Annotated in this window: 12 protein-coding genes and 2 tRNA genes; 13 read left to right on the top strand and 1 reads right to left on the bottom strand. The window is 36.9% G+C overall.

The features are described 5' to 3' along the window. The first annotated feature begins 1 nt into the window (after window position 1). The 11 genes from AAEY68_RS18415 (at window position 2) to AAEY68_RS18365 (ending at window position 7,942) form a co-directional block, all read left to right on the top strand. A tRNA-Lys gene (locus tag AAEY68_RS18415) sits at window positions 2-77 on the top strand. A gap of 141 nt (window positions 78-218) precedes the next feature. After that, window positions 219-1,259, top strand: a complete 1,041-nt coding sequence (gene nadA, locus AAEY68_RS18410; protein ID WP_007580396.1) for a quinolinate synthase NadA — start codon at window positions 219-221, stop codon at window positions 1,257-1,259. A 175-nt stretch (window positions 1,260-1,434) separates the two neighbouring features. Next, window positions 1,435-1,524, top strand: a tRNA-Ser gene (locus AAEY68_RS18405). 186 nt (window positions 1,525-1,710) lie between these two features. Continuing rightward, window positions 1,711-2,952, top strand: coding sequence for an integrase domain-containing protein (locus AAEY68_RS18400; protein ID WP_350586664.1), 1,242 nt, complete (start codon window positions 1,711-1,713; stop codon window positions 2,950-2,952). Between the two features lie 328 nt (window positions 2,953-3,280). Next, window positions 3,281-3,673 (top strand): TerB family tellurite resistance protein, encoded by a 393-nt coding sequence (locus tag AAEY68_RS18395; RefSeq protein ID WP_350586663.1) that lies wholly within the window; start codon window positions 3,281-3,283, stop codon window positions 3,671-3,673. A 2-nt stretch (window positions 3,674-3,675) separates the two neighbouring features. Next, complete coding sequence (locus AAEY68_RS18390) at window positions 3,676-5,172, top strand: hypothetical protein (RefSeq protein ID WP_350586662.1); 1,497 nt, start codon at window positions 3,676-3,678, stop codon at window positions 5,170-5,172. Between the two features lie 70 nt (window positions 5,173-5,242). After that, on the top strand, window positions 5,243-6,676 hold the full coding sequence (locus AAEY68_RS18385; RefSeq protein WP_350586661.1) for a hypothetical protein: 1,434 nt from the start codon (window positions 5,243-5,245) through the stop codon (window positions 6,674-6,676). Continuing rightward, window positions 6,676-6,930 (top strand): YkgJ family cysteine cluster protein, encoded by a 255-nt coding sequence (locus AAEY68_RS18380; RefSeq protein WP_350586660.1) that lies wholly within the window; start codon window positions 6,676-6,678, stop codon window positions 6,928-6,930. The genes AAEY68_RS18385 and AAEY68_RS18380 overlap by 1 nt, the downstream gene beginning before the upstream one ends. A 64-nt stretch (window positions 6,931-6,994) precedes the next feature. Next, on the top strand, window positions 6,995-7,204 hold the full coding sequence (locus AAEY68_RS18375) for a DUF6998 domain-containing protein (RefSeq protein ID WP_350586659.1): 210 nt from the start codon (window positions 6,995-6,997) through the stop codon (window positions 7,202-7,204). Next, entirely contained in the window at window positions 7,183-7,422 is a 240-nt protein-coding gene (locus AAEY68_RS18370; RefSeq protein WP_350586658.1) for a hypothetical protein, read from the top strand. Before AAEY68_RS18375 ends, AAEY68_RS18370 begins: the two co-directional genes overlap by 22 nt. 268 nt (window positions 7,423-7,690) lie before the next feature. Continuing rightward, entirely contained in the window at window positions 7,691-7,942 is a 252-nt protein-coding gene (locus AAEY68_RS18365; RefSeq protein ID WP_350586657.1) for a hypothetical protein, read from the top strand. 89 nt (window positions 7,943-8,031) lie between these two features. Here the strand turns inward: AAEY68_RS18365 and AAEY68_RS18360 are convergent, their stop codons facing one another. Beyond that, entirely contained in the window at window positions 8,032-8,703 is a 672-nt protein-coding gene (locus tag AAEY68_RS18360; protein WP_350586656.1) for a hypothetical protein, read from the bottom strand. Between the two features lie 194 nt (window positions 8,704-8,897). Here AAEY68_RS18360 and AAEY68_RS18355 point away from each other — a divergent pair, with 194 nt between their 5' ends. Together AAEY68_RS18355 and AAEY68_RS18350 are read left to right on the top strand one after the other, a co-directional pair. Further along, window positions 8,898-10,877 carry a DEAD/DEAH box helicase gene (locus AAEY68_RS18355; protein ID WP_350586655.1) on the top strand — a complete coding sequence of 660 codons (1,980 nt, stop codon included), beginning with the start codon at window positions 8,898-8,900 and terminating at the stop codon, window positions 10,875-10,877. A 5-nt stretch (window positions 10,878-10,882) separates the two neighbouring features. Beyond that, window positions 10,883-12,742, top strand: coding sequence for a DEAD/DEAH box helicase family protein (locus tag AAEY68_RS18350; protein WP_350586654.1), 1,860 nt, complete (start codon window positions 10,883-10,885; stop codon window positions 12,740-12,742). Window positions 12,743-12,752 lie beyond the last annotated feature (10 nt).

Here is a 12,752-nt window from a genome sequence, read left to right as displayed (position 1 = left end):
CGGGTCATTAGCTCAGTTGGTAGAGCAGTTGACTTTTAATCAATTGGTCGATGGTTCAAATCCATCATGACCCACCACTCTCTAATACTTTCCTTTATATTCTTTTTTAAATTCCCATTCTAATTTTTATAAACAGCTTTACTAGTTTGCTGTTATTTGTGTTTATATTCTCGTATAATTCGCCCTAATTAATGCACTGTAGATAAGTGGTCGAGAACATGAGTCTAGCTCAAACTATTATGCCTGAAGGTTATATTTTCCCCCCTAAGCCAGCACCGTTAACAAATGACGAGCAAGGCGAATATAAAGCGCGTATAAAACAATTACTAAAAGATAAAAATGCAGTACTTGTTGCACATTATTATACCGATCCTGAAATTCAAGCACTTGCTGAAGAAACCGGCGGTTGCGTTGCCGACTCGCTAGAAATGGCACGTTTTGGTGCACGTCACGATGCAGATATGATCATCGTTGCGGGCGTGAAATTTATGGGCGAAACAGCCAAAATTTTAACGCCAAATAAAACGGTTGTTATGCCAACGCTTGAAGCGACGTGTTCGCTAGATATTGGTTGCCCGATAGACGAGTTCTCAGCGTTTTGTGATGAGCACCCTGACCGTAAAGTGGTTGTGTATGCAAACACCTCTACCGCAGTTAAGGCGCGTGCAGATTGGATTGTAACCTCATCATGTGCACTTGAAATAGTAGAGCACCTTGATGAGCAAGGCGAAAAAATTATTTGGGGCCCAGATAAGCACCTTGGTAGTTATATTCAAAAAAATACCGGTGCTGATATGCTTATGTGGAATGGTGCATGTATCGTACATGACGAATTTAAAACTAAAGCCTTAAAAGATATGAAAGCACTGCACCCAGATGCAGGCGTATTAGTTCATCCTGAGTCACCAGCAGAAATTGTTGCACTTGCCGATTCGGTTGGATCTACGAGCCAATTAATTAAAGCTGCGCAAACAATGGACAATAAAAAGTTTATTGTAGCAACCGATCGCGGCATCTTTTATAAAATGCAGCAACTATGTCCAGATAAAGAGTTTTTTGCGGCTCCAACGGCAGGTGAGGGCGCTTCATGTAAAAGTTGCGCACATTGCCCTTGGATGGCAATGAATGGCTTAAAAGCGATTGAGGAAGCCCTCATAAGCCCTAAAGGTAAAGAAGTATTCGTTGATATGGATTTACGCGAAGGCGCACTTAAGTCGCTTAATCGCATGCTTGAATTTACTGCGAGCATGGCTAAGTAATTTTAAAAGTATAAATTAAAACGGTTAGGTCTTAGATTTAGCCGTTTTTTGTGCCTATAGATAAGCTATTGCTTGATAAGTGAGCATTTAAAGGCTCATATTTAAAAATGCCTTGCACCTTAAGTGTCTATTTCATACTATAGCGCGCTGTTGCATTACACAATTGCAGCACTGTGGAGGGATGGCTGAGTGGCTGAAGGCGCACGCCTGGAAAGTGTGTTTAGGTTTATCCCTAACGAGGGTTCGAATCCCTCTCCCTCCACCATTATTCAATATCAGGACGTCTTATGACGTCCTTTTTTGTGCCTACAACAAAGTAAAATCAATAACTTAGCGTATCACCTCGTCCCATGCTGTTTCACCCAAGCTCAAAGCTTTAGTATCCAATATGGTATTCCTCTAATAAACTGCCATAATAAGGAATACTAAATTAAATTGGAGTTAATTTGTTATGGCCAGATCTACAAAGCAACTTACTGATACAGCACTAAAAAAAGCAAAAACTGAAGGTAAAGATCTTATTTTATCAGATGGTAATGGCCTACAAGTAAAAGTTAGAAAGAGTGGCTCTAAACTATGGAACTTTAATTACTACCATCCAATTACAAAAAAGCGTATCAATATGGGGTTAGGTAAGTATCCCGACATATCAATTGTTAATGCACGAAAATTAGCTCAAGAAGCCAGAGAGTTGGTTGCATTAGGAACTGACCCAAAAGAGCATAGAGATGAAACTTTAGCTTTTAAACGAGCACAAGAAGAGTTAACACTAAGTAAGGTCGCTTTAGAGTGGTATGAGGCTAAAAAGCCTGATTTTACCCAAGCTCATGGTGAAGATATTTGGCGCTCATTAAATAACCATGTTTTACCGGTTATTGGTAAATACCCAATTGGCAAAATTAATGCACCACAGGTAATTAAAATATTAAGGCCTCTAGAGGCTAAAGGTACCCTAGAAACAGTTAAGCGTTTGAGCCAACGATTAAACCAAGTAATGACCTACGCAGTTAATAGTGGTTATATTCAAGCTAATCCGCTTGCTGGAATAAAAGAAACATTTAAAAAGCCGCAAAAACAAAATATGCCTTCGTTAAAACCAGAAGAGCTGCCTGAGTTGATGCAAACGCTTGCCACAGCATCAATTAAACGAGTAACTCGCTTTTTAATTGAGTGGCAGTTGCATACACTTACACGCCCTGGTGAAGCTGCAGGTACTCGTTGGGATGAAATTGATTTTGAGAATAAACTGTGGACTATACCCTCTGATCGCATGAAAAAGCGCAGAGAGCATGTCATACCGTTATCACAACAAGCTATAGAGTTATTAGAGGCAATAAAACCAATTTCAGGGCACAGAGACTTTGTTTTTCCGTCAGACAGAAACCCCAGAAATCATATTAATAATGAAACAGCAAATATGGCTCTAAAACGCATGGGGTTTGAAGGTAGATTAGTAAGCCATGGCTTGCGTTCGCTTGGCAGCACAACATTAAATGAGCATGAGTTTAACCCAGATGTGATAGAAGCCGCACTCGCACATGTAGATAAAAACCAAGTTCGTTCTGCTTATAATAGAGCTGAATACATAGAAAAACGCAGAGAGCTAATGAATTGGTGGAGCGATCATATAGAAAAAGCATCACAAGGATCATTATCTATATCAGGTACAAAGCATCTAGCGAAGGTAGGTTAATAGCCATAATTCATTTGGCTAACCAACAATTATTTTTTGTATTTAAAATGGCGTTAGTTGGTCAATAGTTTGTAATTTATTGCTAGACATAATTTTTATCGCGACATAGACTGAATTTAGAAAAAGGATTTTACAAGGACGTTCATAGATGAACACTTTATTTATACCCCCTAAAAAAGTAATAACTGCAGAGCAACCTGCTCGTTTCAGAAGTGTATTAGCTTACAAATCAACATTTTCAGTGTTTTGCCCTTATTAATTATTAATTAATTTTAATGATGGGCTTACTCATGTCTGAAAACATCATAATTTATAAAGGAATAATTCGATGTTTATACAAAACCTCAACAAAGCTCAGCAAGAAGTACTTCTTAAGTTAGCAAGTGACTTAATGTTATCTGATGGTGTTATAGATCAAAGTGAAGAGGAGTTGATTAACTTTATTAAGTCACAGTGTACCGAAGGTGTATCTGAATTAGAAAACTTCAATCTAAGTGAAATTCAGGGTGTTTTTGGCAGTAAAAAGGCTAAAGTCTCGATGTTACTTGAGCTTATTGGACTAGCTCATGCAGATGGTGATTACGGTAAAGAAGAAAAGGTTTTTATCAATGAAATAGCTTCAGTACTAAACATAAATGAAGCAAATTTAAATGAGTTGGAAAATTGGGTTAGACGTCAACTCGATTTGGTGAACGACTCAGTTATGTTCATGGAGGAATAGTTATGCCATTACCTTTGATTTTAGTAGGAGCTGCCATTGCAGCTGGTGGCTTCGGAGTTAAGAAAGGGTTAGATGCAAAATCTGACTATGACGAGGCTGATAGCATTAATAAAAGAGCTAAAAATATATTTGATGATGCAGAAAGCTCGCTAAATGCAAAACGCGAGCAAGCAAGTAACTCAATGTTAGTTTTAGGCAGAACAAAATTCGATATATATGAGAACTCACTGTTGAGTTTCGTGAAAAGCTTTAGTCAAATTAAAAATATTAATTTCAATGACAGTGATATAAAAGGCTTAGAGTCATTACCAGCTGTAGATAAAGCTGATTTAGAAAACTTAAGCAATTCGGTATTATCAACACATGATGTTCTCTCTGGAGGAGTTACTGCTCTTGGTACTGGTGGATTAGCCGGTTTAGCAGCATATGGTGGGGTTGGTTTTTTAGGCACTGCATCAACAGGTACTGCAATAGGGTCTTTAACTGGTGTCGCAGCTACTAATGCTACTTTAGCTTGGCTAGGTGGTGGTTCGCTAGCTGCAGGTGGCTATGGGATGGCAGGTGGTGCTGTTGTATTAGGTGGATTAGTTGCTGGACCTGTATTAGCTGTTGGTGGAATGATGCTCGCATCAAAAGCTGAAAGCGCAAAAATAGATGCTTATTCTAATCGTGATAAAGCACTATTAGCTGCTGAACAAATGAAAACAGCTGAAGCTGTAACTAATGGTATTCACTGCCGTTTTGAAGAAATTAATGATGTACTTCTTCGATTAAATACTTTCTTTAATCCTATGCTAAAAGAGTTTTGTGGCCTAGTTGCACGCAATATTGATTATTCAAGCTATACAGAAAATGAAAAAAAGCTAGTGTTTAAGGTAGCTGCTACAGCTAAGAGTATAAAGAACTTACTAGAAGTTGTAATAATTAATGAAGATGGGAGCTTAACATCCCAATCAAGTAGTATTGCGAGTTTTGGATCGGATGTTATTTTGGGGCAACATCCAGATTTAGCAAGCCTAGAACCAAACACCGAACACGTTGATGTAAAGAAAGAGCCTGAACCTAAAAAGGATTTAGAGCACTATTTTCGCGAAATCAGTAGCCAAATTGACGATCAGAAGTGGGTATATGCTTTATCGTATGGTAAAAAGCTAAGAGATAAAACAGCTGCAGCTGTAAAATCGTATGCACATGAAGACTATGAAGTTGATAGTGACTATAAGAGTGAGCCTTATGGCTATTTAGTGCTCATTGATACAACTCTTTTTGGTAGTGCCAAAGATGGCTTCTTCATAACGGATACACATATTTATGGCAGGCCCTCATATAATGATCGTTTTAGTATTGAGATTAAGAAAATCAAATCAATTAGAGTAGATGAAGATGATCAGGATTTAATGATAAATGGTAACTTTTATAGTTACACGCAATCTGAACTTACTCCAAAAATAAAATTAATTGTTAACGCAATTAATAAATACTTAGAGCAATTTAAGTAATCTGTTATTCGAGGGGGGCAGGATAAACCTCCTCGAATTTTTAAATATAGAATCAATTAATAAGCTTATTATGGATAATATAAACTCTTCAGCGTCTATTTTGGGTGGGATCTATTCACAACATTTAACTCAAGATATAACAGAGCGAACATATCGGATATTCAGCGATGCAGAGCAGCTATCTCAGTTTGCATTTAAATGGAAAAATGTTGCTGCTGATAAGTCTCAAGGTCATATGTTCGAGCAACTAGAGACAATAAAATTTAACTTTGATGCTTTAAAAAAAGATAGTGACTTATATGCTAAAACCACAGCCAGCATGGGTTTACCTACCGATCCAGTTGATATTATAATTTCTAACGGTAAAAAAACGATTCGAGAGATACAGGCAAAGTCCTGCAATAGCGCAGCGAGAAGTACATTTGCATTATCTCAAAAAAAATACGATGAAATGTTACGGTTAGCCCCAAGTGATCAACACAGCAAAATAAAAGAGTTATTAAAACAAAGAATAGAAAAAGGCACGCTCAAAGCCGAAGATTATGAACAGACACTCCGCAATCTAAAAAAGTCATTACAACATGACAATATAGCTTCAGAGGGCACAACCTACCAAGAAGCATTAGATGCAACAAACCAAGAGCAAGCAGATAAAATTGCCAATAATTATAAATTCAAATCTGCTGTTACTGATATGCATAAATCAGGTATGAAGGCAGGAGCGGTTGGGGCAGGTATAACTGGAGGGATATCTTTTTTAACAGAAGGCTATTCACTAATAAAAGGCGAGAAAGATATTGCAGAAGCCTCTCTAAATACAGTAATTAACAGTGCAAAGGGTTTTGCAACTGGTTATACAGTTACAGCGATCAGCAAAGGAATCACGCATTCTTCTTCACACTTCTTAGGTGAACAATTAGCTAAAAGCATTACGAGATCATCTGCACCTGTTGCAATCGCTGTTGGAGTAGTTAATACAAGTAAGTACATTGTATCTTATTTAAAAGGTGATATTGAATTAGAAGAATTAACCGAAAATATAAGTCATACGGCTATAACGGGAGCTTCATCCTTTTATTATGGTGCTCTCGGTCAGTTAGCGATTCCAATTCCTATAGTTGGTGCCTTAGTAGGAGCGGGGGTTGGCTATTTTATTGGGAATATGATCCATCAATCTGGTTTAGTTGCTTTAGGTGATAGTGCAGTCGTTAAGGCATCAAAAGAGCGCAGAGACCAAGTGCGGGCTATTTGTTTAGAAGCTATTCCACAAATTCAAAAAAATAGAGCTGAACTTCAAAGCTTACTTAATAAACACTTTGCAGAAAGAAAACATATATTTGACTCGACTTTTTTAGCTATGGATTTGGCGGTAGATAACGCAGAACCAGAACAATATATAAATGCTTTAAATTCTTTAAATGAAAGATTTGACTGTGAGTTACCATTTCAAAACTTTGCTGAATTTGATCAATTAATGCAATCAGATCAGAGCTTTGATTTTTGATGGAGTTTCCATGCACTAAGTGCGGAAAATGCTGCTCAAACGTAAATTTATCACCTATTACCAGTTACCTGGATAGAGGTGATGGTACTTGTGAGCATTTTGATGATAATACTAAGCATTGCAATATATACGAAAATAGACCAGAAATTTGCAGGATAGAGTTACAGTTTAATAAATACTATAAAGAAAGATTCAGCTGGAACGAATTTATAGCAATAAACTTAGAGGTGTGTGAAAAGCTACCTGAAAAGTAAAAATAAATAAAGAAATTAAATAGCTTTAACACAAGTGCAGCTCATTCAGTCACTTGGTGAAGCAATGAGCTGGCTAGAAAGAGAGTTAAGCTGGGATGTACCTGCGACAGAACTGAGGCATTTAACTGGTAGAATTGGGGAACTTTACGCAGCACTTATAACAAATGGACGTATGGCAACAGAGGTCAATCAGGCGGGCTATGATGTTGTATCTAGTGCTGGTGATCGTATATCAGTAAAAACACTGGTAGGATGCATACAAGCGGTTATATAAGCTTTAATACTAATACCTTAAGCTTAGTCGATCGTATTATTATTTTAAGAATCAATACAGACGAAATGCAAGTTGAAACCCTATTAGATGCGCCCGTAAAAGAAGCTAAACGACTAATGAGTAATGCAGCAACAGGTAAAAGCTTTATTGCAATGAGCAAGTTAATAAAGCCACCAGCTAAACCACGTATTTTATTAAACGTAATAGAAGCTATATGACACAATTACAAATTGGTAGAGCTTGAGAACGGTACTATAAAAGTGTTTTTAAATGACGAGCTTGTAACCCCAAGTAAGCCTTACTTACGTGATATTGCTAAAGAGTTAGGGATATCAATTTTAAATAGCAACGGAAATTCATTTAATACAAGGCAGTTGGGTTCTTTGTTAATTAAGGAGTTGCTTAATTAATGCCTAATGTTGTGGCTTTACTGCATATACTTAAAAAGGTACATTGCTCTCTGAATTAATAAATAAAGCAGGGAATATGAGCGATTTAGTAGAATGTAGCGAGTGTAAATTAAAATTCGATTTGGATGAATATGATAATTGTCCTGATTGCGAAGACGACTTAATAGAGTGTGAAGTTTGCAAGCACAAGTTTAACTATAAACTTAAAGGCTGCCCTAACTGTGATGAAAACACGGTGCCAAAAGGTACTGAATGCGAGTTTTGCGAAAAGCCCGCAGTGCACTATATGCAAGATAACCCAGTTTGTGAAGACCACTTCCAAATGTAACTAAGTCTCTGGCTCATACACTTAGGTTATGAGCCATTTAATTTTCAAGCCAGAACAATATACTTTATAACTTTTTGTGTATATCAATATTAACCCTGGGCTATATTGCACCAACTATGCGTAGGTTGAGGGTTGAACTTTATTTTATGGAGTTCGCACCAATCGATAATTAGCTTTTCATCAATGAATCCACGTTGCTCAGTATTATTTAAGTCCATATATGCGATATCAGTTATTTTTATACCTTTGTTAGTTAACCAGACTTCAAATATATTTTTAAACGAATTTGGTGGTGTATGGTCAGCATGCAAATCTGTTTTATTAATAGCTATTGTACAAATTGCACAAACTAAGTTATTTGTATTTTTAAAATGGTTACGTGCTTCATCTTGTTGGTATCGAATATGGTGGCGGGCCGCATCAATAACATTATCTTCATGTATTAATTTATATTTTGCTTTTTCTGTTACAAAGCATTTTTTAGAATAACCAATGTGTGTTTCTGTACCATCCCCTAAAATAACCCAAAATTGATAATTAGATCCGCTTGATGAAGGCTTTACAAGTATGTTTTTAATTGGACTTGGTAATTTTTTTATTGGATTATAGTGATGGCGTTCAAACGCCTCTTTTAAAAATAAGAAGTCATTTAAATCATTTACAGTACCAGATTCCTTATACTTATTTAAAAGTGATGTGCATAGTGCACGAGCCTCTTTCTGTGAATAAATCTCATCGTTGATTTTAAATTTTAATACCATACTTTGCCTATATTTAGTAATTTCATGTAACTTTTTTAAACCTAGTTAAGTGATATCAATAGTTTACTTTATTTAGATTTGCTAAAAATATAAATAGTGGCAGAATAAGAAAAAGTCTATTGGATATAAGCAATAGTGTTAGTTTTAAATAGACAGACCTCGGATCAGCATAATTTTAACAAGGAGTTAGTTTTATGAATAAAGCTGACGTACATCGCCAAAAAGTCCAAGAAATCCTCAGTAGTAACGTATTACATGGTCACCAAGTAAATGCCGCGACAAAAACATTTGATGCATTTTCTGCAGATGTTAGAGCCGTAGTTACAGCCGCAGAAATGCAAGCTGGTAAATCAGGGATCGCGCTTGCTTTATGTTGTCTACAACGTTTGAGCCTAGATGATGAAACCATTTGCCAAAAGCGCTCGCTTAAAGACACCTTATACCTTGTCACAATGCCAGATACAGCTTTAAGGGATCAAGCTGAAGATGACTTGAGGCTTGCTAAAAATGTAGTGGTCAGTAATTTTGTCAATTTTGAAAAATCTTTAGAAACTGATTTTAAGGGCAATCCTCCGAAACTCATCATCATTGATGAGTGCCATTATGGCTCTAACGTAACAGGTATACGTTACAGCACTGTATTTGACTACTTAGAGCAAGAAAATGATTCTTGTAAAGTCGTCTTTATTTCTGCGACACCTTTTGGCGCTTTATATGGTGCAGAAACTGAATATGAAGAAGCTTTAGAAATAAGTTCTGAAGCAGAGATAGATCATAACGATAAGCTCCTAAAAGAGTCAGCTCAAGTTGCAGACCAAGCTCTTAAAGATTCTATTTTACGGCGTGATTTTGGTACGCGGTTAGTTTTTCATAAAACGAGTAACGAATATTATGGTGTTCGTGAAATGCTAAAAAATAACCGACTACATAATCTAAATGATGACGAAAGAAACTTTCTAGTTGATTCGTCTCATCGCAAAAGTTTTATGCAGCAATTTAATGCACATGAAGGTATGGGTTGGTCATTAGTTCGTGTTCCAGCCGGTACAGCAATGGATGCAAAGCAGTATTTTATATCGGAAGGTGTTGATGAAGAAAACATTTACATACTAGGAAATTCTCTTTCAGGAGTACCTGAAGATGAGCTCTCTACAATCGATAGATTTAAAAAAGCATTTGAAGATAGTGAGTTATTTGGTGAGAAGCTAGTTGCTATTACCGTAGCAGGCTGCCGGGCGGGGATAAACTTCGGTAATTTAATGAAAAATAACCTTATTTCTACCTGGGATAGCACTGTGGCTAGTGTTGCTGCTGTTGTTCAAGCGAATGTCGGACGTGCTTGTGGTTATCATGGGAATAATACTTCAATGCATTTTACTAATGGTAATGCAGCTGAAGCATACGGGGCAATATTGGATTATTTAGAACGTAATTGTTCAGAGCATGCAGCATCTGATTTTGAAGGCCTAAAAGAGTTTTTTGAAGAAGTATGTCAAGAGTATCAGGTAAATGGTTTAGATGTAGGGCTTACAATTAAATATAAAAAACGTAGACCCATAGGTGATGTTGAAACATTCGCAACAGATCACTACGTAGCTGTTCCAGCAAGATTATTAGACCAAGACTATGACTTTTCACAACATACGCAAGATAAGCTACTTTTAGCTGCTATTTCAGTATTACGAGAAGAATTTATTAAAAATGGGGCACCGTCAGTGAAAGGCAGTAGGGCAATGCGCGGTAAGAAGAAAAACTGGATAAAAGCTCAGTGGGTTAATGGCGATAGCTATGATAACGCCCAGAAAGCTGGCGTAGATGGACCTCAAAAAGATAGAACTATAATGCTTACCAGCATGTTAGATAATGATGAATATGTTGAGTTTAATAGGGTTGTAGCGCCAGGTTCAGGAGAGCTATCTGAAAATAAGTCAGTTACTGCAACTGTTTTTAGTATCTATAACATATCAAGACGTAAAGTTACCAAAACTATCATGACAGAAAAGGATGTGTGGGACATGTGTGATTATTTCGATATTCCACATGACGATACTATGTTTGTTTTATATAAACGCGGTGAATATGACTTAGATAGAACACTAGATAAAAAGACTCATAATGAGTTACCTGAAAAATCAGGTGCTTTAAGTGACGAATCACAGTTTTCAGTGAAGTAAAGTTTATGAATCAAGCACAAAAGCACAGAGAGTATCTAGAGAAAATAGTATCTAGTGATACTTTCGAACATCAACAACATGCAGCAAAGAGAGCGTTTTCTCATTTTCAACAGGGTAGTCGTGCTGTTGTTATAACCGCTGAGATGCAATCAGGGAAGTCTGGTATCGCATTAGCATTAGCTGCATTACAAAGGCTGAGCTTATCAGATCCCCATATATGTGAACGCTCAAAATTAAAGGATACTCTCTATTTAGTTACTATGGCTGATTTGTCGCTACAAGAGCAGGCCAAGCAAGATCTTGCAAAATGTAATAATGTTGTAGTGAGTAATTTTACGAATATGAACTTCGCAATGTCGAGCAGCTTTAAAGCCCAAGCACCTAAACTCATTATAATAGATGAGTGTCATTATGGAGCCGGCTCAGAGGCCGTAAGGTATGCCAAGGTTTTTGAGTATCTCGAAAAAGAAAATATAAACTGTAAAGTTGCTTTTATTTCAGCCACACCTTTTAGCGCGCTTTATTCGGCAGGTGCAGATTCGATTCTTCGTCATGATTTTAAAACTAGTTTGGTTTTTCATAAAACAAGTGATGAGTATTTAGGTATTCGGGAGATGCACCGCAATAATCAAATAGTAAAGTTAACAGAAGACCAGCGTAATTTCTGTGATGACTCTTTACTACGTAAGCGTTTTATCAGGCAGTTCAAAGAGCATCAATCATCGGGCTGGTCACTAATTAGGGTGCCTAGCAGCCAAGCAAACCTAGCAAAAAATATCCTGCTAAAAAATGGTATAGCTGAAGAGCAAATAATGGTTATTGGCCAAAAGCTGGTGGGTGTTGAGGAGAGTGATTTAGCAAGTATTGACGATTTTAAACGTGAATATGAAGCAGCAGCTATGTTCGATGACAAAGTTATCGCTATTACTGTTGCAGGCTTTAGAGCTGGTATTAATTTTGGTCAAGAGATGAAAAGCACGCTTATTAATACTTGGGACAGTACGATTGCTAATATTGCTGCAATTGTACAGGCTAATATTGGTCGTGCTTGCGGTTATCACAGTAATACACTTGCCAAACACTATACGAACCTTGATGCTATTAAAGCTTATAGCGACTTACTTAATCACCTTGAATTAAATAGTGACAAAAGTGACTTCAAAGGGTTACATGCAGTTTTTGAAGATATCTGTGCTAAATACGAAGTAAGAGGTTTTGATAGAGGTGTTCAAATACTACCAAATAAGGCATATAACGCCTCTTCTCGAAAAAAAGATGATACTAAAACATATTTAACCCAAAGTTATTTAGCCGTTCCAGGTAAATTAGCTATAGCGGACTACGATTATTCAAAATACACACAAAACCCTTTATTACTTGAGGCTATTGCTTTAATTAGGGCTGAGTTGTTAAAAGATGATGGCCCACATCGTAAGCAGGGTAGAGCCCTGAAAGGCGAACATCAAAACTGGATAAAAGCGCAATGGGTTAACGGAGTTACCTACGATGATTACACACCAAGCTGTGCAAAAAGTAGAGTAATAGAATTCACTTCATTATTAGACCAAAACCAACCACTAGAGTTTAATAAGGTAGTTAACCCTGGCGGTGGCGAGGCTACGACTGATAAGCGAGTCATGGCGAGTGTGTTTAGCATATATAATCTGTCTAAAAAAGCAGACGCATTTAAGCGTTCAATGGATGAAGATGATTTACAAGAGATTAGTAAATTACTGGACGTAGAATTAGACGATACTATAATTTTGTTATTCCTCCGTGGTGAATATTCTGCTGAGTTAACAGTAGAAAAGCGAGATAGCTTAGAAGTGTTGTCTTCAAGAATTCAATTTAAGTCTATTTTTTAAATAACAGTAA

This window comes from Pseudoalteromonas sp. RB2-MNA-CIBAN-0110, from assembly GCF_040309305.1.
GTDB lineage: Bacteria > Pseudomonadota > Gammaproteobacteria > Enterobacterales > Alteromonadaceae > Pseudoalteromonas > Pseudoalteromonas arctica.
This window is presented reverse-complemented; position numbering and strand designations above follow the sequence as displayed.